Source organism: Enterococcus malodoratus, from assembly GCF_027659535.1.
GTDB lineage: Bacteria > Bacillota > Bacilli > Lactobacillales > Enterococcaceae > Enterococcus_A > Enterococcus_A malodoratus.
This window is the reverse complement of the sequence record NZ_JAQDPG010000002.1, coordinates 171,672-193,207: the sequence shown is the minus strand read 5'-3', so window position 1 is coordinate 193,207 and position 21,536 is coordinate 171,672. Positions and strand designations below refer to the sequence as shown.

The 21,536-nt window shown below is 37.6% G+C and carries 26 protein-coding genes and 1 other annotated feature; of the genes, 3 read left to right on the top strand and 23 right to left on the bottom strand.

The features are described 5' to 3' along the window. Positions 1 to 3: 3 nt before the first annotated feature. The 17 genes from PGP85_RS04295 to PGP85_RS04215 all read right to left on the bottom strand — a co-directional run bounded on the left by PGP85_RS04295 (position 4) and on the right by PGP85_RS04215 (position 13,480). A complete protein-coding gene (locus PGP85_RS04295; protein ID WP_010739278.1) occupies positions 4 to 768 on the bottom strand; it encodes an ABC transporter permease in 765 nt (254 codons plus the stop codon). Then, positions 765 to 1,700, bottom strand: a complete 936-nt coding sequence (locus tag PGP85_RS04290) for an ABC transporter ATP-binding protein (RefSeq protein WP_010739279.1) — start codon at positions 1,698 to 1,700, stop codon at positions 765 to 767. Before PGP85_RS04290 ends, PGP85_RS04295 begins: the two co-directional genes overlap by 4 nt. After that, the gene (locus PGP85_RS04285) at positions 1,700 to 1,909 is read right to left on the bottom strand and encodes a PLDc N-terminal domain-containing protein (RefSeq protein WP_010739280.1); all 210 of its coding nucleotides are present in this window, start codon (positions 1,907 to 1,909) and stop codon (positions 1,700 to 1,702) included. Before PGP85_RS04285 ends, PGP85_RS04290 begins: the two co-directional genes overlap by 1 nt. After that, a complete protein-coding gene (locus tag PGP85_RS04280; protein ID WP_010739281.1) occupies positions 1,902 to 3,029 on the bottom strand; it encodes a helix-turn-helix domain-containing protein in 1,128 nt (375 codons plus the stop codon). The genes PGP85_RS04285 and PGP85_RS04280 overlap by 8 nt, the downstream gene beginning before the upstream one ends. Before the next feature lie 137 nt (positions 3,030 to 3,166). Beyond that, positions 3,167 to 3,841 (bottom strand): TVP38/TMEM64 family protein, encoded by a 675-nt coding sequence (locus tag PGP85_RS04275; protein WP_010739282.1) that lies wholly within the window; start codon positions 3,839 to 3,841, stop codon positions 3,167 to 3,169. Between the two features lie 59 nt (positions 3,842 to 3,900). Further along, entirely contained in the window at positions 3,901 to 4,752 is an 852-nt protein-coding gene (locus PGP85_RS04270) for a nucleoside hydrolase (protein ID WP_270326315.1), read from the bottom strand. Further along, the gene (locus PGP85_RS04265) at positions 4,749 to 5,414 is read right to left on the bottom strand and encodes a TIGR04282 family arsenosugar biosynthesis glycosyltransferase (RefSeq protein ID WP_090407746.1); all 666 of its coding nucleotides are present in this window, start codon (positions 5,412 to 5,414) and stop codon (positions 4,749 to 4,751) included. The genes PGP85_RS04270 and PGP85_RS04265 overlap by 4 nt, the downstream gene beginning before the upstream one ends. Further along, complete coding sequence (locus PGP85_RS04260; protein ID WP_270326314.1) at positions 5,407 to 6,402, bottom strand: aminoglycoside phosphotransferase family protein; 996 nt, start codon at positions 6,400 to 6,402, stop codon at positions 5,407 to 5,409. The genes PGP85_RS04265 and PGP85_RS04260 overlap by 8 nt, the downstream gene beginning before the upstream one ends. A gap of 13 nt (positions 6,403 to 6,415) precedes the next feature. After that, the gene (locus PGP85_RS04255; RefSeq protein WP_270326312.1) at positions 6,416 to 7,096 is read right to left on the bottom strand and encodes a TIGR04283 family arsenosugar biosynthesis glycosyltransferase; all 681 of its coding nucleotides are present in this window, start codon (positions 7,094 to 7,096) and stop codon (positions 6,416 to 6,418) included. After that, complete coding sequence (locus tag PGP85_RS04250; RefSeq protein WP_270326310.1) at positions 7,093 to 8,088, bottom strand: ABC transporter ATP-binding protein; 996 nt, start codon at positions 8,086 to 8,088, stop codon at positions 7,093 to 7,095. Before PGP85_RS04250 ends, PGP85_RS04255 begins: the two co-directional genes overlap by 4 nt. Further along, a complete protein-coding gene (locus tag PGP85_RS04245) occupies positions 8,072 to 8,866 on the bottom strand; it encodes an ABC transporter permease (RefSeq protein WP_270326308.1) in 795 nt (264 codons plus the stop codon). The genes PGP85_RS04250 and PGP85_RS04245 overlap by 17 nt, the downstream gene beginning before the upstream one ends. Then, a complete protein-coding gene (locus PGP85_RS04240) occupies positions 8,863 to 9,717 on the bottom strand; it encodes an ABC transporter permease (RefSeq protein ID WP_270326306.1) in 855 nt (284 codons plus the stop codon). Before PGP85_RS04240 ends, PGP85_RS04245 begins: the two co-directional genes overlap by 4 nt. After that, the gene (locus tag PGP85_RS04235) at positions 9,710 to 10,948 is read right to left on the bottom strand and encodes an ABC transporter substrate-binding protein (RefSeq protein WP_270326304.1); all 1,239 of its coding nucleotides are present in this window, start codon (positions 10,946 to 10,948) and stop codon (positions 9,710 to 9,712) included. The genes PGP85_RS04240 and PGP85_RS04235 overlap by 8 nt, the downstream gene beginning before the upstream one ends. 9 nt (positions 10,949 to 10,957) lie before the next feature. After that, positions 10,958 to 11,713, bottom strand: coding sequence for a (Fe-S)-binding protein (locus PGP85_RS04230; RefSeq protein ID WP_270326302.1), 756 nt, complete (start codon positions 11,711 to 11,713; stop codon positions 10,958 to 10,960). After that, complete coding sequence (locus PGP85_RS04225) at positions 11,710 to 12,069, bottom strand: 4Fe-4S dicluster domain-containing protein (RefSeq protein WP_034708253.1); 360 nt, start codon at positions 12,067 to 12,069, stop codon at positions 11,710 to 11,712. The genes PGP85_RS04230 and PGP85_RS04225 overlap by 4 nt, the downstream gene beginning before the upstream one ends. 8 nt (positions 12,070 to 12,077) lie before the next feature. Continuing rightward, positions 12,078 to 12,449: a hypothetical protein gene (locus tag PGP85_RS04220; protein ID WP_010739293.1), complete on the bottom strand. Its 372-nt coding sequence runs from the start codon at positions 12,447 to 12,449 to the stop codon at positions 12,078 to 12,080. Further along, on the bottom strand, positions 12,449 to 13,480 hold the full coding sequence (locus tag PGP85_RS04215; RefSeq protein ID WP_270326301.1) for a sulfurtransferase: 1,032 nt from the start codon (positions 13,478 to 13,480) through the stop codon (positions 12,449 to 12,451). Before PGP85_RS04215 ends, PGP85_RS04220 begins: the two co-directional genes overlap by 1 nt. A gap of 480 nt (positions 13,481 to 13,960) precedes the next feature. Between PGP85_RS04215 and PGP85_RS04210 the strand changes: the two genes are divergently transcribed. Next, positions 13,961 to 14,341, top strand: a complete 381-nt coding sequence (locus PGP85_RS04210; RefSeq protein ID WP_270326300.1) for a PH domain-containing protein — start codon at positions 13,961 to 13,963, stop codon at positions 14,339 to 14,341. Positions 14,342 to 14,520: 179 nt separating this feature from the next. Here PGP85_RS04210 and PGP85_RS04205 read toward each other — a convergent pair whose 3' ends face one another. After that, entirely contained in the window at positions 14,521 to 15,009 is a 489-nt protein-coding gene (locus PGP85_RS04205; protein ID WP_010739296.1) for a TIR domain-containing protein, read from the bottom strand. Between the two features lie 284 nt (positions 15,010 to 15,293). On the opposite strand from PGP85_RS04205, the gene PGP85_RS04200 reads away from it, so the two are divergent. Beyond that, positions 15,294 to 15,833 (top strand): GNAT family N-acetyltransferase, encoded by a 540-nt coding sequence (locus PGP85_RS04200; protein WP_270326299.1) that lies wholly within the window; start codon positions 15,294 to 15,296, stop codon positions 15,831 to 15,833. 82 nt (positions 15,834 to 15,915) lie between these two features. Here the strand turns inward: PGP85_RS04200 and nox are convergent, their stop codons facing one another. Further along, on the bottom strand, positions 15,916 to 17,247 hold the full coding sequence (gene nox / locus PGP85_RS04195) for a H2O-forming NADH oxidase (RefSeq protein WP_270326297.1): 1,332 nt from the start codon (positions 17,245 to 17,247) through the stop codon (positions 15,916 to 15,918). A gap of 350 nt (positions 17,248 to 17,597) precedes the next feature. Between nox and PGP85_RS04190 the strand changes: the two genes are divergently transcribed. Continuing rightward, positions 17,598 to 18,269, top strand: coding sequence for a Crp/Fnr family transcriptional regulator (locus PGP85_RS04190; RefSeq protein ID WP_270326294.1), 672 nt, complete (start codon positions 17,598 to 17,600; stop codon positions 18,267 to 18,269). Between the two features lie 382 nt (positions 18,270 to 18,651). Here PGP85_RS04190 and PGP85_RS04185 read toward each other — a convergent pair whose 3' ends face one another. From PGP85_RS04185 to PGP85_RS04170, 4 genes are all read right to left on the bottom strand, one after another. After that, positions 18,652 to 19,056 (bottom strand): polyketide cyclase, encoded by a 405-nt coding sequence (locus tag PGP85_RS04185; protein WP_270326293.1) that lies wholly within the window; start codon positions 19,054 to 19,056, stop codon positions 18,652 to 18,654. Positions 19,057 to 19,150: 94 nt separating this feature from the next. Continuing rightward, entirely contained in the window at positions 19,151 to 19,657 is a 507-nt protein-coding gene (gene msrA, locus PGP85_RS04180; protein ID WP_010739302.1) for a peptide-methionine (S)-S-oxide reductase MsrA, read from the bottom strand. 26 nt (positions 19,658 to 19,683) lie between these two features. Next, complete coding sequence (locus PGP85_RS04175; protein ID WP_270326291.1) at positions 19,684 to 20,496, bottom strand: MetQ/NlpA family ABC transporter substrate-binding protein; 813 nt, start codon at positions 20,494 to 20,496, stop codon at positions 19,684 to 19,686. 74 nt (positions 20,497 to 20,570) lie between these two features. Continuing rightward, positions 20,571 to 20,802, bottom strand: a binding site (T-box leader). Positions 20,803 to 20,897: 95 nt separating this feature from the next. Then, on the bottom strand, positions 20,898 to 21,530 hold the full coding sequence (locus tag PGP85_RS04170; protein WP_010739304.1) for an HAD family hydrolase: 633 nt from the start codon (positions 21,528 to 21,530) through the stop codon (positions 20,898 to 20,900). Between the last annotated feature and the right edge of the window lie 6 nt (positions 21,531 to 21,536).

Here is a 21,536-nt window from a genome sequence, read left to right as displayed (position 1 = left end):
GAATTACAATTTTTTTCGATTAAAAACGAGTATGCTCAAAACTATGAAAAGTATAAAAAGAACTGTACTGATAATGATTGCCGGGAAATAGTCTTGAAGCACCGATCCTTTTTGCAGAAAACGCATGTTCTGCGTCACTAATGAAATCGGATTGTAGTACTTCGCCTTGTCATACAAATTTGCCAACACAAATAAAATAATCACTCCGCCAGTTAAGAGTAGTCCCTCATAATTATTTCGGGCAATCGTCGAGGAAAAGATCACTAATCCCAGCAAGAGTATTCCAAAGATCCACATAGGAAGAACCGCCTGAAAAAGGTGCGGACTTTTATGATCTGGAAAATAATAGACTGTGTACACCCAGGTAACTGAAAAAGTCAGAAACAAACACATCGTCCATTGAAGAACTAAGCTGAGCATCTTGCCTGCAATGACCGTCCAACGTCTAAGTCCCTTCGTAACCAAATTGATCAAGGTTCCTTTACTGATCTCATTGCTGACGACTCCACTGAACATCAACGCTAAAACAATCAATCCCATTTGTGTCAGGTTTTTATAAAATTGGGTCCATGAATCTAACGAGGTTGGTTCGGGAATTGTTTTTGCTAAGGCTTCGCCAATCGTCATTTTTACTATTTCTGGTGTTAGCTTTGCCAATAATGGGTTCATCAAACCAAAAATCAAAAATATGATGATTAGGATCATAACCCGTGAGGTTCGCCAAGCTTCAAACAACTCCTTTTTAGTGAAAAAATAAAGATTTTTCATCGGACCACCTCCAAGAAAATCGATTCTAATGTTGGAGTGCTCTTTTTGATCATCCGTGGATAGATCTGATAGGTTTCAAATAATTGAAAAATCAACGGCGCGACTTTTTCATAATTCTCTGTGTACTTTACAATGAATGTATTTTTTTGTGAGTCAAAAGAGTAGCTCTTTATAACTTTGGATGCCACTAATCCTTCTAATGCTTTAGTAAAGGGGGCAAGTCCTGTTGATTCATTAAACTCAATCATCATTTGGTCTTTGGTATATTTTTGTTTCAGTTCATCCAATGAACCGCTAATAACTAATCTGCCCTGATCCAACACACCGACATAATCACAAATTCGTTCTACATCCGTCAAAATATGAGTGGAAAATAAAATCGTAGTTCGCCCCTTTAAGGCTGAGAGCATCTTGAGAAATTCGTTTCGTCCACTAGGATCCAACGCAGATGTCGGTTCGTCGCAAATCAATAGTTCGGGGTCATTTAGCAGCGCTTGTGCAATCCCTAAACGTTGCTTCATTCCCCTTGAGTATCCTTTGATTTTCTTTTTATCCTTACTCAAACCGACAAGTGATAAAATCTCAGGGATCTTGTGCCCCAGTTGTTCTTTTGTCAATCCTGTAATTTCTCCGCAAAATTTTAAATACTCTTGCCCAGACATATAATCATAAAATTCTGGAACATCAGGCAAATAGCCCGTCAGATGATTGGTTTGATTGTCACCAAAAATGACTGGTTTTCCCTTGACCAAAATTTCTCCACCATTTTTCTCTTCTAAACCAAGAATCATCTTCATAGTTGTGGTTTTACCCGCGCCATTTTCCCCGACAAAACCAAATATAGATCCTGTTGGGACAGTCAAATTTAAATTGTCTATAACATTTTTTGAGCCAAATTTTTTTGACACATTTTTTACTTCTAAAATAGTCATCAATCATCCGCCTTCCCAAAAACAAAATAAATGACCGGACCAATGATTTGAATAACAATTACGACTACTAGCCACAGCGCTCTATTTCCGAAGCGATAGTTCTTATGCGTTAAAACATGTCGGACTGCTGTGAGCATTAAAATGAGTTCTAGAATAATCAATGGTAAAAAGATTGGCATATTTTCTTTGAGAAAATCAAAATTATTCATTTTCTGTCGTACCTCTTTCTCTAACAGTTCGCAATTCGATATAGATCATTTGTAGTTGTTCTTGATTCTTGAAATTTACGAACGTTGGGTTATCTACTACGATATCAATGAGACTTTCTTTGACCTTTCTTGAATCTCTCGGTAATTGATTCCCAATTTCTAATTGCTCCAACCACTCTTCTACTTGATCAAAATAGTCATCGCCATGGAGATCAACGGGAAAATCAGTTTGTTTCATGATAGTTAGAAAGGCACTCAACTCTCTCAATGCACCCTCTTCATCGTTCATTTGCGCATAGCCAAAAACAGCAGATAATTGAAAATTCATTAAGGCTACTGGATGCAACTGTTTAAAATTGAAAATAGCAGCAAATTCATTTCCTCGTGAAACAGTTTCTGAGAATTTTTTAGGATCATGAATTAATAGCTGTAAATAGTTGGAGAAAAAACTTAAAAAAACGGTTGTATATTGGTAGATCGCACTCTGAAGTGTACCGATTGCTCTTTGATCATCCCCTTTTTGCTGCTGCGCCGCTGCAATTAAACTCTCTATTGGAAACAATACAGGCACCTGATCTCCCAAAATCGTCAACACTTGATCAAAATCTTGCAATGTCAAGGATGTATAGGCTTCATACTTTAAAGCTTGAGTAATCATCTCCGGATCTTTCGCTTGCGTTCGAACATGAATGAATAACTCCTGAGCCTCTTTATTATACGTTTGTATTTTCTCTTCTCCTGGCAGCATATCCGCATGATTTACTAAAAACATGCCCATCTGTAAAACAAAAGGATAGCAAGAATAATACCTTCTAACAAAACTGCGGATGGTCGCCAAGACATCATCTGCTGATTTAGTTTCCAACGATTCCTTCAGCATAGTATAAATTCGTTGAATTTCATGATTGTCTAACTGTGGCTCATAAGTTAATAATGAATCAATGGTAATATCAAAATAAGCGGCCAATAGAGGCAACAAAGTAATATCTGGATAAGTCTGCCCGGTCTCCCATTTAGATACAGATGCTTTTGATACTCCAACAAAATTTGCCAGTTCTTGTTGCGTTACCTGTTTTTCTTTGCGTTTTTCCATGATAATAGGTCCAATATTCATATCCATAGTTTAATCCCCCTTATAATCATTTTAGATTGATTAATATCAGAAGACAATGGAGTTGTTGTTAACTTTAGCGTCAATAAGTTAACCTGCACGCAACAAAAAAAGACCAGAAGATATTTTCTGATCTTTCAAAACGATTAATCCTTTTTGTATTCGGAATTCAATTGATTGATTTTTTTACTGATCCTTTTGGGAAGATAAGCTAAAAGTGCCAGCAAAATCCCAGCAATAGTCAATTCTATTAACAGCGTCATTGATACTCCCTTAGAAGCAATTTCAGAAGCCATAAAGGCGTAAATAAAACTAGCCGGCATCATAGTCAAAAAGGAGATCAAACTAAATTTTTTCACGCTCATCGGTGTCATCGCATAGGCATAACTTTGAATAGCGAAAGGAAAGACCGGAACTAACCGTGTAAAAACTAAAAAGGAAATGCCGTTTTCCTTCACTCCCCTTTCAATTTTTTGAAAAGTTGGGTCACTGCCAAAGCGCGTAAGAATATATTCTCTGGCTACATATTTTCCAATGATAAAAGAAATACTAGCACCCAGAGACGCGCCGATAATCGTTAATAATCCGCCAAGAAACCCGCCATAAGCAAGACCGCCAACGATTGCTAGGAATTGTCCTGGTAAAAGAAAAACAGCTACAACCACCGAAAGCAATATAAAGATTACATATCCCCACCAGCCAAGACCTTCCAAATAGGCTCTTAGGCCGCTAATATCCGTCAAAAAACCAACCAACCCAAATTGATAAGCCATAAAAATTACTAGCAGTAATAACAAAATAAATATAATTATTTTTTTCACCCGTTCTCCTTTCTATTTTTCAGATCGTGATAATCTTTCTGATCAATTCCGCGACTGCTTTATTGCAGGCCTTTAACCATTCGATCGATGATCAGTTGATTAAACTCAGAGACCGTTAAAAGCTTTTTAGGCATTCTTACCGAATAAATAGATTTTTCGGTCAAGATAATCCGACCTTTATCGATGGTCGGTTGTTGTTCTGCCAAATAAAAACGCTCGTTACTGAAAAGCTCTGGCCGCTCTAAATACACAGCCGTTGTCATATCCCAATTGCAAAATCCACTAAAATTAAAAACCTCTTCATTCCATTCGATCCATTTTTCCAACGTGCTGCGGATCCACTCGGCTCTTTCTTGTGGAATGACTTCTTTTGCTAGAGAAAGAAACTGTTCGAGTTCGGTTATCGAAAAAAATGCTTCTGATGTCATATGCCCATTCATGATGACAACTTTCGCCTGACTCAATAAAACCGTTTCGGCTGCTAACGGATCACAAGAAAAATTCAATTCTGTGACCGGATGATGATTAACCACTAAAGGTTCGGTTGTACCGCCCATCACTATTATTTTTTTAACCTTTTCAAAAAAAAGTGGATCTAGCTTTTTTGCTTCTGCTAAATTTGTCAAGGCACCTGTCGCTAAAATCGTCACTTCATTTGGATAGCAATTCACTTGTTCCGCCAGAAATTCTGCTTGATGGTTCCCGTAATAATTGAAGGATAAATCCAATCGCCGCTGAAGCTCTTTTGTCATTTGAGTAACTTTTTCTAACGTATCATTTCCATAAGTCAGTGTAACACCTAGCAAATCGATTACCGGAGAACCGAGTAAATAGAACAAGGTTAATCCGTCATCTACGTCTCTATTTCCCAAGCCAAATGTATTGTCGCAATCAAAAATAACCTTTCTCATTCTAATAGCCCTCGATTCTTTTCTAACCAATCCGATAAATAGTAGTTTCCCTCCACTAACTCGTTATGAATCCTTTTTAAATCGACAGGATAATCAATATCCTGCAAAGGTGAAACGAAAGAAACCTCAAAACCAGTTAATCGCTTCAGTGTCGCTGTCAATACATCACTTTTGCCCCATGAAATATTTGTTTCAAATATCGCGGATAAATCGATCCCTCGAGTGCAGCCAATTAAATAATATCCGCCATCCAAGGAGGGGCCAAGTACAATCTCCTGCATTTGTTCAAAGGCTGTTTGGATTATTTCATTAGTTAAATTAGGGATGTCGCTGCCAGTCAGTATGACTTTTTCATAACCAATAGCTAACACATGTTTTATGGCATGATCCATACGTTCTCCAATCGTTTGTCCTTCTTGTGAAAACGAATTAAAGCTTTCAGGCAAAGCAGAGATAAGTGGCGTCGGATCTCCTTCATCTGAGTATGCAAGATAAAGATCAATCCCCTGCTCGCTTAATTGCTCAAATTTTATAAAGCTGTCTCTTAGCATCCGCAGTTGGACTTCGCAAGCCTCTTTTCCACTTAGTGAACTTTGCAGGCGAGTCTTAACCTTATTAGGGATAGGAACTCGTGTGAATAGTATATATGCGTGTTTATTCAAAGACTTCCTCCTTCAGTGCCTGACGTAGAAAATCTTCATTCATATAACTAGAAACCTTTTCAAAGATTTCTTGGTTTTTCAATTCTTTAGTATTTTTTTGGTAACTATCATACGCCATGGCCGACCAAGACAGAGCCCGCAGCATCAAGTAAGGATGGTAGATTCGTAACGCTTCAGAAAAACTGTGCGAATCAAAACCAGTTGTCTGAAGATAACTGGAGAAAAATGCCTGCTTTTCTGTTTGAGTCAAAACTAAGTTACTGCGCCAAAGAGTTGTCGTTGAGGCTAAAAATTGTGATATATCCTGAACGGGATGGCTGATTACTGGTTTTTCCCAATCAATCAAGAAGCCCTTTTTCCCAATGATAAAATTATGCGAATTCACTTCTGTATTGTTGACACACCATTGGTCAAGCTCAACGAAGAACTGCTGCTGTTTGACATTTTTAGCACATTGATCCAGCGCAGCTGCCAGCAGCTTTTGAGCCGAAATGGGTACGAAATCACTGGTCAACACTGGTTCCAGCAATTGCTGACACTCATTGACACGAGCGGATAAAATGGTCGCCTTTTCTTTAACAAAGAGAGTATCAGCTGCCTCGTCAATCGGTTGCTGATGGATTTCTCCAAAAATTACTGCCGCTTCATTCAAGTCGTTTCGGTAATTCAAAGGCTCACCTGCTAAAAATTCCATGATCAGCAACCCTTGAGAAAATTTCTGACAACTGTCATCCACATATAATACTCTTGGCGTTCGATTCGTGCGTTCTAACCATTTCAACGCTTGGTATTCATAACGAATCTGATTTTCTAGGTTCAACTGGCTTCCATAATTTAAGCGAAAAACATATTTCTTTTGACCAGCAGAAATCAGAAAATTTTGATTATATTCTCCTTGTGCTAAAAATTCAATCGTGAATGGTTCCTTTAGCTGTAATTTTTCTACCAGCTGTTGTTCCTTCAAATACTCTCGAATCTTTTCTAACATGAATGACTCCTTCTCATTTATAATATCGTTGTGCCAATTTTTCAGGCGACATTCCCATTAAATAGAGCAATTTTATTTTGTGCATTTTTAAATGGGTACGAAGTTTGCCTTTCCGAAAACGACGACTTGATGTAACAATCTCTACTGGAAGTTGATAGAAGCGTCCTAGCTTTCGTAATTTCCGGCTTAGACGCCAATCCTCCATTAATGGGATGGATTCAAAACCGCCAACTTCATCATAGAATTTTCGTGTCGTAAATAATCCCTGATCACCAAAAACCAATCCAAGATAACGTGCTCGTAAATTTGAGGTCTCTGCCAAATAGCGGTAAAAACAATCGGATGAATCAAAAGATAGTTTAAAAAAGCCGGCGCTGTAACGTTTGTCAGCTAATACTGTTTGAATATCATCCAAAAGATTCTTTGTAGCTCCTAAACGGCTATCGCTGTGCAAAAACCACAAACAATCGCCTGAACTTTTTTCGACACCATAGTTTAGCTGTGCTCCGCGATTCGCATTCTTCAACTGATAAACAATTGCCCATTTTTCAGCGATCGAAACAGTCTGGTCCTTACTCCCACCATCTACTACAATAATCTCATATGGAATTTCATGACCAAATTGCTTCAACTGTTGCAATAATCGAGCGATCGTCTTTTCTTCATTTAATACCGGTATAATTATCGAAATCATCGAGACATCACCTGAAGTGGTTCCTTGAATTGCAAAAAAAGTTGTTCTTGATTTACTATTTTTTGAGATAAATTGGTCAACGTACAATGTGTCTCGACAATTTTCACATAGGCTCGCTGCCCGTTTGGCGACCATTCAATGCCTTCAATTAATGCCGGTAATCCTGTCTCGCAGATTTCGGCTTCAGCCCCATAAGGAATAAACAGTAAGACTTCCCCTTGAAGTCTTTTTGGATTCTGAATCATCAGTTCAGTATCAGCGATTCGGAAGCAATTGTTCTCGACGATTCCGGGAATAAAATTGCTTTCTCCAACTGCCTCAGCGACCTTTTGATTTGCCGGATAGAAATAAATTTCCTTAGGACCTCCGATTTGTTGGATTTCACCATTCAGCAAAATAATCATTCGATCAGCTAACTGAAAAGCCTCCTCGCGGTCATGCGTAACCAGAATAACACTAAAACTGTACTCTTTTTGAAGTCGGAGTAAATACTCCCGCATTGAATCCTTTAAATGACTATCCAAGTTGGCAAATGGCTCATCCAACAATAATAATTTGGGCTCCAAAATAATTGCGCGAGCCAAAGCCACTCGTTGTTTCTGTCCCCCTGACAGCTGATCTGGGAAGTGCTTTTCCAAACCGACCAAATCAAACACTTCAAGAATCTTACTGACTTTCTGAGTGATGACGGTTTTCGAAAACTTTCGCGCCTTCAGCCCAAAGGTGATATTTTCAACCACAGTCATATGGGGAAAGAGCCAGAAATCCTGAAAAACCAAAATTGTTCCCGCTTGAGAAAATCCCTCAGTAAATGTAATCGTACCCTTATCTATCGGTTGAATTCCTCCGATTATTTTAAGCAGACTGGTCTTGCCCACTCCTGACGGGCCAAAAAGCGCAACGATCTCTCTTTCACCAATATCAAATGACAGATCCTTCAATATTTTATTTTTTCCATAATGCAGCTGCAGATTTTTAACGCTTAGTCCCACGCTGAATTCCTCCAATAACTGTTTTCAAAATAAATACGCCTAATATCGTACATCCTAAAAAAAGCAAACTGTAGGAAGATGCCAAACCAAACCGACCATTATTTGCATAAGGAAGCAATAACAGTGGCAAAGTAACGATCTTTCCTCCGCCAATAAAAAAAGTCGGCAGGTATTGACTGAATGATACGATGAATACCATCGTCGCCGAAGCAATGATTCCTGGACGCAACAACGGCCAAGTAATCTGCCAAAAAACGGACCACGGTTTAGCTCCTAAACTTTGAGCAGTCAAACTGTATCCTTCACCTAACTGACGATAGCTCTCCAATAAGATTTGCATGGCATAAGGCAGACAGAAATAAGTATGAATCAAGATGATCCCCAAAAAAGTTCCTGTCAAACGTAATTGTAAGAATAAAACCTGACTCGACGTAATGATTGCTATAGCAGGTAAAATTAATGGCAGATATACCAAAACCTCCACAAACCGTTGTGACATATTTTTCTGAAAGGCAAAATACCTCGCTACAGGCAACGCCGCTACGATGCTTACCATCGTCGTCGCAAAAGCAATCACAAAGCTATTGATTACTGCCGGCCAAAAATTCGGTTCAGCAAGCATTTGCTTATATATTTTAGTAGCTAAGGCCTTTGGAAAAATAGCCGGATACATCCACTCTGTACTGACCGACCATGAAATCAGTACAATTAATGGAAGGAGCACCATCAGCGCTGCAATAATTAGTAGAATATAGTTTCTTTTTGACGCAAATTTCATGATATTCTTCTCCCTCCCGGCAAGATCCGACTAATCGTCAGAGCGACGACAGTTATTACTAAGCAAATACCTGACATCACGAGATTCAGAGCAAAAGCTTGGGGCCGCGTAGTCAAATCTGCTTGAGTAAATAGATCATAGGCGGTTAAAGCTACCGTCTGATTACTCGGATTGCCTAATAAATAAGGGACCTCAAATGAGGCAAAAGTAAAGCAAAACAAAATAATAAATAAGGTGATCAGTATTTTTTGGAACATCGGTAAAATCACAGTAAAAAAGATTCGAAGCGTTGAAGCTCCTAAATTTTTAGCGACCTCTATGTATCCTAATTGTAGCTGCTGCAAAATCGCAAGGGTTGTTACAGCAACATAGGGTATCTCTTTGTAAAGGAAAACCATGATGATCCCAAATCCACCAGAATCATGGATTAATAAAGGAAAATGACCGATTTCTTTAATTAAGCCCAGCTGAAAACACACTCGTGAAATGATACCAGACTGACCGATCAATTGCATGATCATTAATGCTACAATAATATGCGGCAAAGAAATCGGCAGACTAATTATTTTATGTAACCAAGAACTTTTTACTTTTAATAGAAGAAAAGCAATTCCGATTCCTAAAAGCAACGACAAAAAAGTCGCGGTCAGTGCTAAGTAGCAGCTGTAACCTAGCGACTTTTGGAAATATGGATCACTCAATACTTGACGATAATTTGCTAGAGTAAGTTGATTGAGTCCAATCAAAGGATAGTAGCCTAAACTAATTTGCAGCCCTTTAAACAGCGCTGCTAAAATCACAACGCTGTTTATCAATACAAAAGGGACCGCGAACAATTTTTTTTTATTCATGTAAAACATGCTCTTTCCATAATGCTTCGATCATCGGAATCTTTTCTGCCTGAACCTCAGGAATTTGTTTTCCCTGCATTTCTTCAAGTGAAAGGACACCTTGATTTTTGTATAGATCCGTTAATTTTTGATTGGTTTTATCCGATAATTTTTCAGAATCAAATGGTGGAATGCTATACCCGTATTTGGCTTCTGCCTTTTTCAATTGAGCTGATTCACTAGTCATTTCATTGATCAAAACCAATGCGCCAGCTTTGACCTTCGAAGTATTCGCAATAGCTAAATAACTTTGATTCGCAATCGTTCCTTTATCGAATAAGAAAGACTCCGTGGTTGCTTTGAACTCATTGTCGCTGCGTTTTTCCGCGACATGCATCTGAGAATAGCTATAGCTCATATCGATTTGTCCCGCTGAAAACATTTGATCCAACTCCGCAGTGGTCGTTGGGTATGTTTTTCCTTCTTGCCATAAATAAGGCTTGATTTCATTTAAGTAATCCAAACCTGGTTTGATCACCTTATACAAGTCTTCTTTGTTCGCTTTTGCTTCTTCAACTTTATCGTAACCTACAATGTCACAGATCACATTGCGGACAAAGGCGCTGCCAGTAAATTCAGGTGGAGCAGTGTAGGTGATTTTCTCTGGATTTGCTTTAGCATACTCTAACAAAGCCTGTGTATCCGTCGGAAATCCGTCTTTAAATCTTTCCTTGTCTCCAGCAAACACTAATTGGGCACTTCCATAAGGAACTTCGTAACCATCGATCTTAACACCAAAATCATATCTTGAGTTATGCCCATCGACGTCCATTAATTTCTCAAAGCTTTCGACCTTTTCAGTAATCGGACCATAAAGCAGCTTCGCCTGCTTTGCAGTATAGAAGTTTTCACCATTGATCCACATAACATCAATGTCTCCTGCTTTCGTTCCCGCTTCCTTTTCAGTCGTCAGCTTATTCAAAATTTGATCAATATCCATTGGGACGCGCTTTACAGTAATGTCATATTTTTCCTTCATTGCTGGTGTCACAACTTCATCGACCCAAGCATTGGCTTTTTCATCACCGCCAAATCCATAAAAGGTAACGGTCTCCCCTTTGCTCTGCTTTACAGCGTCAGAAAAACTGCTGATCGAGTCTTCTGTCTTCGCTTCTTTCGTATCATCGGTTTTGCAAGCAGATAGGGAAAAAAGCATCCCTACTGACAACAAACTGATTAACCATTTTTTCATTATTCTCTCCTATGCTTTTGTTACGATTTTTTTTGATTGGTACCTATTCTTCCACGCTTGAACTGGATTGTCTAAAGGATGGGCTGTCGTCGTGTCTTCTTTATGTATGACCTCACCAAATATCAAGTCCAATAAATGCCACGCGTCTCCGCCTCCCAAGATCATCGCTGAAGTACAACTGGCACAATAAGTAACAATATGATCTGTTTTAAAATCCTCAACACGTTTTTCCGCAAACGTTTTAGCCAAACTAGGATTGGAGACACCGCACATTCCTCCCATCCCACAACACAACGTATTTTCTCCTGACAAACGATTGTGTTTTACCTGATAGCCTAATTGATCTAGCAAATAACGAACAGCCTGATGAATCTCGGTAACCTCTTTAGTTGGACAAGAATCCTGGATTGAAAAGACAACGTCACTATCTTTCCCTTTGCCTATCGCTTCTTTTGGCAACCCCAGTTCGGCCATTTTTACCCACAAAGATGAGGTGGAAAATTGATTTTGAATCGTCATCGTTTTGATACATCCTTGACAGGCCACGATCAATTCATCGATCTCCGCCTGTTGAACTTGCTCTGTCAATTGACCAAAACGCTTTTGAAACAATTGTTCTTGGCCAATCATCCGAGTGGGTTTCCCACAGCAACCCTGGATAACAGCCATATTTGGATAATAACCTTTTAAATAGTCGATCATTTGAGCGACCTGTTTCGGACTGCTAGAACTCAGTGAACATCCCGCCATAAAACCGTATTTCATTTTGTATCCCCTCGATTCACTGCCGAAAAAAATTTACTCGTTGAAAGCCTTTGGTGCATTTCCACACTTTTCAGTTGCTTTAATGGCAATCCATCCTTAATTAAATCTTGACGCATCGCTAAAAATGCTTCGTCCAATTTTAACTGGAGAGGACATACTACTGTACAATGACCGCACAACATACAAGAATACGGAACGATTGGATCAAGCCCTTCCTCCAAAAATTGTTGAAATAATTTTTGCGGATCTTCACAATATTGCTGCAAAAAGAGACAATCCTTCATGCATCGTTTGCAGCTTGTACAAGTCTCTGCGATCAATTGTGCCATTTCGATTGTTTTTTTTGAGTAATCCATCAAATCGGCTAACCCCTTTTTAATAGAACAATGACCATTTGTAGTAGAAACCCTAGGCATAGTATACCGCTCACTAAGTAATAAATTGGTGTAGTGGCTAACGAAAAGATCATTTGCCAAATCAAAAATAATAGACCAAGTAAAATCAAAATAAGACTTTCGACAGTTCTCTTTCTCACGACTAAAATAATGGCGAACACTACCAGCAAGAGCGGCAGCAAAAACAACTTGCTGCCGAACTTACTTGCTTCTACTTTATGAGAATAATAAGAAACATTTCGCATAAAGCCCAGATGGTTCTTGTAAAGATCATCCATTAAATAGATCACGTAGACTAGGCCTAATTGAATGAAGTGTAAAAAAATACGAAAAATTTTCATTAGTTCAGGATTTCTACTTTGTCTTTATCTCTTGGATCCCCAATTTGAACAGGATATTTACTTGGGTCCTTCTGATGTGCTTTATCCCAATCAAACCAGCCGCCATCAAATAATTTTACATCTTTCCAGCCTTCTTGTTTAGTGATGAAGAATGCTGTCGCTGCGCGCCAACCAGTTCCACAATAGAAAGCTACTTCCTTATCTGGTGTAATGCCCCACTTTTTCCAAGCTGCAAAAATCTTAGTCGGTTCCTTCACTGTTCCATCATTATTCATCAATTGAGCTACATCCGCGCTAGTTTTACTTAATTTTGCATAAACTGCACCTTCTGGTTCGCCGGCATTTTCAATATAATCATACCCACTGGTTTTACCAGTAAACTCTTTCCAAGAACGGATACTTGCCAGAACTAGCTCTGGATTTTTATCTTTTGCAGCTACTAAGTCTGCTGAAGTTGAGATCAAGCTTTCAGGACGTCCGGGAACATCTGCACCAAAATCAGTCGCAGCTTTAGCCTCTTCATTGCCTTTTTCAACTTTATAGTCAGCCTTTTCCCATGCTTTTAAGCCGCCATCTAGAATTTTAACCTCATCAACACCTAGCCAATAAGCAACAAAAGCAACACGTGCCGCCGCATTGATATCGCTTGAGTAAACAACTACCGGTGTCGTTTTAGTCACTCCGCGTTTTAAGAATACTTCTTTACAGGTTTCAGCACTTAAGATATTCCAGTTGTTTTCTTCAGTTTCAATCTCCATTGTATCAATGTGCAATGCACCCGGGATGTGAGCCTTCTTATAATCTTTTCCTTCGCCGTATGAAGCCTCAATCACAACTGTTTTATCGTCATCCTTCATTTGTTTTTTTAGCCATTTGGCATCTACAAAGAAGTCTTCGTCCTTGATATCCTTACTTTTTACTAAGCGCTGAACCTTACTTGATTTGTCGGCCGCGTGAACCTCTTCAGTTTTTGAATAGACTACTAACGCTGTTAACAACAAACAGCTGATTACTGCAAAAATTTTTTTCATTTTAATACTCCCTTTAAAGTTTATTTGTTCACTTGAAACGTTTTCAGTAGGGATAAAGACCTTTTTTATGCACAACAAAAAAACATACTACTTAAGTATGCTCCCTCTTTTGATCCATTTTTTTACGTACTTAATAGCCCTTTTAACTGGTCGTAAAAAAAGTTGGTCGGAGGAAAGTCGATTGTTCTACTAGCTTAGAAACTCTAAGTAATGATTGGTTTCACAGTCACCGTTGATAGTTTTTAAGCATGAGAACACCTCCTACCTCCCAATTTTCTAACCGGGCTCTTTTCCCTTCCGAGTATATCGAAACGCTATTCGTTTAGCAAGAGTATTTCTGTTAAAAAGAACAAAAACTTTTTTTGTGAAAGTATGATTATTATTTTGAATTTTTCTCCTTAGAAAAGTAGTGGTCAAGTAGCTATTCTACTAATTATCAGCTAAAATAATTTTAATCAATCAAAGAAAGAGGGTTTTTAAATGAGTATTTTTGATGGCTTAATGGGCAATGCCAGTCAACACAATAACAAAGCAGTTGAAGAAAAATTAGAAGACGTCTTAGTTATTGGAGAAACAGTCTCTCTAGCCTTTAAACTGGTTCGTGACTTAATTGTTTTTACTGACTTCCGTTTAATTTTAGTTGACAAGCAAGGAATGACTGGAAAAAAGGTTGAGTACAAATCAATCTCTTATCGTTCAATTTCACGTTTTTCAGTAGAAACTAGCGGACATTTTGACTTAGATGCAGAACTAAAGATTTGGATTTCAAGTGCAGAACTTCCAGCAGAAACAATTCAATTTAGAAAAGACAAAAATATTGTGGCAGTTCAAAAGGCCTTGGCATTAGCATTATCAAAATAATTAAAAGGACGAGAATTGAACTTTTCTGTTCAAATTCTCGTCCTATTTTTCTCTCTAACCATTGCCGTATCATTTTTCCCCTTTATTTTTTTCATTCGCTTTCATAGTCCCCTTTTTAAAAAGTATTCAGCGAGCTCCCTTTCAAAAAAAATTTCAAAGATAAATGAAAGATATTGGAATTATCTTTCTTTTACTTTATCTACGTTTTCAATCCATTTTTCGAGATTTGTATAGCCATCATTCTTGATATAATCATATTCCCCATCAATGATTTCATCAAACCATAGCAACTCGCCATCATCCTTTTTACCAACGATTTTTACTACCGACTGGCTGATAGATGTTTGTTGACTTAAATTTTTTACTTTACCAATTTTCAACGCGATGATCGCGTTGCCTTGTTCATAGCTTTTTTTAATTCCATATTGAACATATGTTGAATCCAATGTTTCATTGCCAATTAATACGACAGTCACTGAAGTTCCAACTAATTGTTTGTCAATCCAGCGCTCAATAGCTTCATCACCGTCTCGCTTCATTCGTTCAAATTCCGCTTTGTTGATAAACCCAGACTCTTCATTCTCCTTTAAAGCCCAATTATTTTTAACAACTAGCGCTCTCGATAGATCATTTTCATAATAAAAACCAAAGAAAACCCTCTTAGCCATTAAAGAACTACCTCCTAACTTTTTCTCATAAATTGAAACTGCAGCAGATTACCACTGTCGATGAAATCCTAAATAAACATCTTGACAATTACTAATAAATCTGCAATTCAATTTCTCTTTTCATTATATAATACCTATCAATATCAATGTCTCCATTTTCTTTATAATAGAAGTTTTTATGGAGAACAAGAGTTTCGCTGATTTCTATAATTACAAAAAACTAGCTGGCTTTTACCATTCCTACATGATACGCTTTTATTGAGAAAAGGACTGGAGGTCTTGTTATGTTGGATAAGTCAGTACCGTTTATTCCCTTCACCATGTTTCGCCCGTCTAATGCACCCTCATTGCCAAAACTCCAATTACCGGAAGGATATCGTATGATCTTTTATCAACCAGGTGATGAAAAAGATTGGTGCCGAATCGAAACGGCTGTTTTAGAATTTGATACAGAGCAGGATGCAGCTGATTACTTTCAGCGTTCATTCGCACCTTATAAGAAAGAATTAGAGCGGCGAATGCTTTTTGTTGAGAATCAACAAGGAGAAAAAGTGGCAACCTTTACTGCTTGGTGGACAGAAGATAATTTTCCTCGTCTTCATTGGTTAGGTGTCATCCCCGAAGAACAGAGAAAAGGATTGGCCAAAGCATTAACAATCCGTGTTACTGAATTGCTTCACGAATATTACCCAAATCAAGATCTTTATCTAAATACTCAGACTTGGAGTCACCACGCAGTTAAGCTATATAAAAAATTGAATTACGAAATATATCAAAATCAAAATTATCAAAAGGTTTTAGATATATTAGCAGATGCTGATTAGATATCTCTATTCTGGATAATTAAATCCCCCTAAAGAGTTAGAATTAAGTCCAACTCTTTAGGGGGATTTCTATTCAATTTAACTATTCTGCACTTAACGCAGCCATTGTGATGTAATTATACGGCTGGTTGAAATGTGGTAAAAAGAAGATATCCAGCAATTTCAGTTTATCAATTGTCACTTTTTCTTCAATCGCTAGTGAGAACATATGGATCACACCAGAAATATCCTCCGTTGATGATAACTGTGCTCCTACTACTCGGCGAGAGCTTTCTTCATAAACGATCCGAATCTTAACATTGGCATTTTGTTTCATAAATCCAGGACGCTGTAAGTCTTCAAAATCTGTGTATTTCACTTCGATTCCATTTTTTGCCGCTGCTTCAACAGATAAGCCAGTTGACACCATGTGTAAACCGAAAATTGAAATACCGTTAGAGCCCTGTACTCCAGTAGATTCTAATGCAACACCACCTACATTGTATCCCGCAACTATTCCTGACCGAACAGCGTTAGTCGCTAAAGCAATATATGTCGTATCTTGTAATGCATTTGAGTAAATCGTTGCACAATCTCCAACAGCATAAACATTTGAGTCACTTGTTTGTTGGTGACGATCAACTAAGTAAGCGCCGTTTTTGAATAATTCTAAATGTTCCTTGCCTAACTCATTATTTGGCAAGAAACCAATTGCATTGATAACTAGATCAACTTTATATTCACCTTTATCCGTTACGATCGATTCAACCTTTTTATCACCTTTGTATTCCTTTGCTAATTCACCAAAATGTAGATCAATCCCATGTTCACTTAAAATAGTATCCATATCATCTGTAAACCATTTGTCATAATAACTTGGCAGTGAACGTTCCATAGCGTCAAACAACAACACATTTTTTCCACGTCTTTTAGCTGCTTCAGCGATCTCTACACCAATATAGCCCGCACCAATAACTGCCACATTTTCAATATTCTCGGACCCTAGGATCTGATCAACTGCTTGACCATCCTGAAAACGCTTCAAGAAATGGATGTTTTCTAAATCACGACCAGGAACCTTTGGTGAGATGGGAACTGATCCGGTCGCCAAAATCAATTTGTCATAGTTTTCAAAGAAGGCTTCTCCGGTTTTTGATAGGCAATGAACTTCTTTTTTGTCGTAATCAACTCGTTCAACCGTCGTTTCCATTGAAATTCTTGCCCCTTTGGCCTCGAAATCTTCACGATTTGTATAAAATAATCCTTCATATGAATCGATTTGACGACCTACCCATAAGGCTGTTCCACAACCCAGATAACTTAGGTTGTTGTTACGATCAATCATTACAACCTCCTGATCATCAAAGTTATCCAAAAGTGTGTTTGCTGCTGCGATCCCCGCGTGATTTGTTCCTACTATTACTGTCTTCGTCATACAATCTTCCTCCCTTTATTTGCAATCGTTTACATTACAATTATTATTGTACCATACTGCACAAATGACTTTTATGAAAATGCAAATCATTTAAAATAACTTTCGATATTGCATAAAAGCTAATTTGAAAAATAACATTGGGATAAAAACAACAAGATATACTAATAAAAGCCTCTCATTATTAACTTGTTAAAGTTACAGCATACTTCTATTTCAATAAAAAATGCCGGAAACAATAAATTTTTTATGATTAATCGAACTATTCCACACCAAAAAAAGAACAAATAATAGTAGAATGGGGATAAAAAGAATAACTTGAATATTGTGATAAAAGGAATCGAGGCGAAGTTATGAATAAGAATTTTGAAGATTATCATCTTGAACTACTTGATAAGTATGGGTTACTTGATCATCAAGATGTTTGTGAAATTAAAAGTTTTAAATCTGGCGAAACAATTTTCTCTCAAGGTACGGAATATAAATATATTATGATCGTTGTTTCAGGTAAGGCTAAAGTTTGTACCAGCGCTCCAAGTGGTAAAGACTTAGTTTTGGCCTACTATCTTTCCAGTGGTTTGATTGGTGATGTAGAATTGATGTCTAATACTAGCTACGCTACAGCATCAGTTATCACACTCTCTCCATTTGAATGCATCGTTGTCCCTTTTATAAATGATCATGATTCGATTTTCAAAAACATTACTTTTATGACTACTTTAGCCAAAGGTCTATCAGAAAATCTAATTAATAGCTCTCACAATTATACATCCAATGCCCTTTACTCAGGTGAACAGCGCCTTTGTGCCTATATCCTACAAGGTTCATATAAGGATTATTTTTTCGATAATTTGACTGATGTAGCTGCAACCATTGGTGTCAGTTATCGACATTTATTACGATTATTAAACAAACTATGCGAGGATAATGTTTTAAAACGAGAAAAGAGAAAATTTCTAATACTTAATAAAGATCAACTTAAAAAGCGTTCCTCTGAAGCCGAATACTTTAAAAAAAATATTTAGCTGCTTACTATTGTTAAACAGAAATGCAAGAAGCCATCCGACTCCTAGAAATTAAGGAATCGAATGGCTATTTGCTTTTTCATAACCGCTGATTTTTAAGAGCTATAGTTAAAATTTCTTTTTTTCGCCGTTCTTCATATTGATTGATTCGCTCCCAATAAGCTAAGTTTGATTGATAGTTCTTCTATTGTTTAAAAACCACTAACCCTGAAATAAAAACAATGAATAAAATAAGGATCATCATCCTTATCCTTACCACCTCCTATATTCACAGTTTAGTGAAACAATAGAAAAGCAATTAGGACATATGTCACATTTTGATAATTGTCAATACAAACACTACTCTTTCTGATTCAATCACGTTATGAAAAATTGGGAATTATCAGAGTCTACTTAGATAATTTGTCAGGTCTCTAATATAAGTCTTCTGCTGTTTGATTAAGTACCCCTTTACAAAGGGCTTCATGTATATCTTTTTTTCAGTAACCTCTTCCTTAAAAATGATCCTAGTCTTATATTTTCCTAAAGAGAAAAATTCTCCTGTCCATTTTCCGCTTATACTGTCATTGTCCATAGAAAATGCATAAAACATTAATGGTTTAAACTCTGTGATTGTAAAACGTGTTGCGATTCCTTGCTTTGTGTACTCAATAAAATTGTTCTGATCTTTAAGTACTTCAATTCTACTAAGGTCACTGCGCCATTTTACATCATTTAACGAGGTCACAATTTCCCAGATTGGTTCAACTGCTACGTCAAATATCGCTTCAATTTGGGTGGTCGTCATTATCGAACATCCCCTTTTCTTCTATTATAAAGGATGCCTATAGATAGACCTCTCAACTCCTGTACAAATTTAAGAGCTTTTGCACAGCAGTTTCTTACCAAAACTCTGTGATAAATTGTTTTCTCTTTTCAGCATTTTTTTGATAATTTTCAGGGTTTCTCTGATAATATTCTTGGTGCTCCGCTTCAGCCGGATAGAAAACTCCAGCGGATTCAATCTGAGTGACGATTGGCCGATCGAAGCGTCCGCTATTTTGCAAAGCTGCTCGACTATCTACGGCAGTTTCTTTTTGTCGCTCATCAAAATAATAGATAACCGGGCGATAACTGCTTCCACGATCTTCGAATTGTCCAAATGCGTCCGTTGGATCTGTTTGCTGCCAGTAAATCTCTACAAGCTCACTATAAGAGATCAACTCAGGATCAAAAATAATCTCAACTGCTTCGGTATGTCCGGTCGTTCCACTTTTTACTTCTAAATAGGTAGGATTTTCCTTTTCGCCGCCTGTATAACCAGAAATTACTGATTCAATTCCAGGTAGACTATCAAATGGTTTCACCATACACCAAAAACAACCACCTGCAAATATTGCTCGTTCCATTGCTACCACCTTATCTTTCTATTTTTTTAATTAACTGGCACTACTGAACCGCCCCATTTTTCTTTAATCCATTTTTGAACTTTTGATTCGTGTAGTACTTCAACGATTTTCTTAATATCCTTGTTATCCTTATTACTTGTTTTTGTTGCCACGATGTTAACATATGGCGAATCATTTTGTTCGATCATTAAAGAATCTTTTACAGGATTCAAACCTTTTTCGTAGGCGAAATTAGAGTTGATTGCTACAAGATCCCCTTCATTGTTCTCGTATGCCGAAGTTAGCAGCGTTGGATCGACGCTATGATCAAATACTAAATTTTTTGGATTTTCTGTAATATCATCAAAGGTAGCTTTATCGATGGGCACACCTGATTTAATTTTTATTAAATTGTTTTTAACAAAGATATTCAGCACTCGTCCCCATTCAGAAGGTACGTTTGAAACAACGACTTTAGCACCATTGGGTATGTCGCTAACTTTTTTTATTTTATGAGAATAGATACCCATTGGTTCAAGATGGATCGCTCCAACATTTGAAAATTTGTACCTATTTTCTTTCTTTTGCAAATTGAAATATGGAACAGTAGAAAAGTAATTTGCATCAATATCCCCATTTTCTAACGCCTTATTCGGCAAAACATAATCGTCAAATTTAACAATTTCCAAATCGATTCCCTTTTTTTTTAGCTCAGGTTTTATGTGCTCTAAAATTTCTGCATGCGGGGTTGGGGATGCTCCAATTTTTATTTTATCCGTTTTTTCAGCCGATCCCGAACCACACGCAGCCAAAAATGTAATACAACTTATAATTAATATTGCTAATCCGATTTTTTTCATAATAGACACACTCCCAAATTTTTTTGACAAATAAAAAAAATATCCATCCCTTTATCCACCAGATCACTGATAAATAAAGGGACGAATATTTTCGCGTTACCACCCTTATTCGTATTATCTTCACAGATAATACCTCAACGGTACAGACATACCCGGCGATATAACGGTCGCTTCCCGTCCAGCTTGCGTGAACAAGCTAAAGGCTCAGAGTTCATCTTCATTGATTTTCTACGATCCCTCTTTTCACCTGCCGAGGGTCTCTTTAATCGTTTCACGATCAATTACTCTTCTCTTCAACGCATATTTATTGATTGACGTAATACTAATACAAATACTAATTATTTGCAACTAAGAATTACAAAAAACTCTTCAAAAATATTGATTGAAGAGTTTTGGACTTATTATTTAGTTAATCTCGGTAATGTTAGCAGCTCGTTCAGATCAGTGATGATAACGTCTGCAGCCTTCTGATCCATAAAGAACTCTTGCTTCAACGCTACAGTGTATATCCCTGCTGCTTTTGCGGCGGCAATTCCTAATGTAGAATCCTCTACAGCCAAGTAATCTTCACATGTCAACGCTGCTCGACTGATCAAATATATTTCTGGATTCGGCTTGCTTTCCCTTACTTCTTCACCGCTGATGGTAAAGGAAAAATGCTTCGCTAAGCGGCAATCCGATAACATCTGATCAATCTCTTTTCTAGGCGACGAGGAGGCCAGCCCCATCATGATATCGGCTTCGTCTAAGGTGCTTAGTACTTGCGGCACAGTGCTCCGCAGCGCTTTAGAAAAATCGATGTCATTTTGTTTTTTGTACTGAAGATATTCTTTATGGAGCAGGTTCCGTTGAATTTCATTATCAGGCACCAGCATTTGCCATGTTTGTTTTTCAGAATTTCCTACGTAATCCTCAAACCTATCAGAGCCTGGCTGGATACCCTTGGCTTTAAAAAAATCCATCCGCCGTTCAAAATAGAATGGTTCACTATCAATCAAGACGCCATCCATATCAAATATTACTGCCTTTTTCATTTTTCA

Coding starts and splice junctions, on each gene's coding strand:
- PGP85_RS04295 (WP_010739278.1), bottom strand. CDS start 768: ATGAAAAATCTTTATTTTTTCACTAAAAAGGAGTTGTTTGAAGCTTGG.
- PGP85_RS04290 (WP_010739279.1), bottom strand. CDS start 1,700: ATGACTATTTTAGAAGTAAAAAATGTGTCAAAAAAATTTGGCTCAAAA.
- PGP85_RS04285 (WP_010739280.1), bottom strand. CDS start 1,909: ATGAATAATTTTGATTTTCTCAAAGAAAATATGCCAATCTTTTTACCA.
- PGP85_RS04280 (WP_010739281.1), bottom strand. CDS start 3,029: ATGGATATGAATATTGGACCTATTATCATGGAAAAACGCAAAGAAAAA.
- PGP85_RS04270 (WP_270326315.1), bottom strand. CDS start 4,752: ATGAGAAAGGTTATTTTTGATTGCGACAATACATTTGGCTTGGGAAAT.
- PGP85_RS04260 (WP_270326314.1), bottom strand. CDS start 6,402: ATGTTAGAAAAGATTCGAGAGTATTTGAAGGAACAACAGCTGGTAGAA.
- PGP85_RS04255 (WP_270326312.1), bottom strand. CDS start 7,096: ATGATTTCGATAATTATACCGGTATTAAATGAAGAAAAGACGATCGCT.
- PGP85_RS04245 (WP_270326308.1), bottom strand. CDS start 8,866: ATGAAATTTGCGTCAAAAAGAAACTATATTCTACTAATTATTGCAGCG.
- PGP85_RS04240 (WP_270326306.1), bottom strand. CDS start 9,717: ATGAATAAAAAAAAATTGTTCGCGGTCCCTTTTGTATTGATAAACAGC.
- PGP85_RS04235 (WP_270326304.1), bottom strand. CDS start 10,948: ATGAAAAAATGGTTAATCAGTTTGTTGTCAGTAGGGATGCTTTTTTCC.
- PGP85_RS04230 (WP_270326302.1), bottom strand. CDS start 11,713: ATGAAATACGGTTTTATGGCGGGATGTTCACTGAGTTCTAGCAGTCCG.
- PGP85_RS04225 (WP_034708253.1), bottom strand. CDS start 12,069: ATGGATTACTCAAAAAAAACAATCGAAATGGCACAATTGATCGCAGAG.
- PGP85_RS04220 (WP_010739293.1), bottom strand. CDS start 12,449: ATGAAAATTTTTCGTATTTTTTTACACTTCATTCAATTAGGCCTAGTC.
- PGP85_RS04215 (WP_270326301.1), bottom strand. CDS start 13,480: ATGAAAAAAATTTTTGCAGTAATCAGCTGTTTGTTGTTAACAGCGTTA.
- PGP85_RS04210 (WP_270326300.1), top strand. CDS start 13,961: ATGAGTATTTTTGATGGCTTAATGGGCAATGCCAGTCAACACAATAAC.
- PGP85_RS04205 (WP_010739296.1), bottom strand. CDS start 15,009: ATGGCTAAGAGGGTTTTCTTTGGTTTTTATTATGAAAATGATCTATCG.
- PGP85_RS04200 (WP_270326299.1), top strand. CDS start 15,294: ATGTTGGATAAGTCAGTACCGTTTATTCCCTTCACCATGTTTCGCCCG.
- nox (WP_270326297.1), bottom strand. CDS start 17,247: ATGACGAAGACAGTAATAGTAGGAACAAATCACGCGGGGATCGCAGCA.
- PGP85_RS04190 (WP_270326294.1), top strand. CDS start 17,598: ATGAATAAGAATTTTGAAGATTATCATCTTGAACTACTTGATAAGTAT.
- PGP85_RS04185 (WP_270326293.1), bottom strand. CDS start 19,056: ATGACGACCACCCAAATTGAAGCGATATTTGACGTAGCAGTTGAACCA.
- msrA (WP_010739302.1), bottom strand. CDS start 19,657: ATGGAACGAGCAATATTTGCAGGTGGTTGTTTTTGGTGTATGGTGAAA.
- PGP85_RS04175 (WP_270326291.1), bottom strand. CDS start 20,496: ATGAAAAAAATCGGATTAGCAATATTAATTATAAGTTGTATTACATTT.
- PGP85_RS04170 (WP_010739304.1), bottom strand. CDS start 21,530: ATGAAAAAGGCAGTAATATTTGATATGGATGGCGTCTTGATTGATAGT.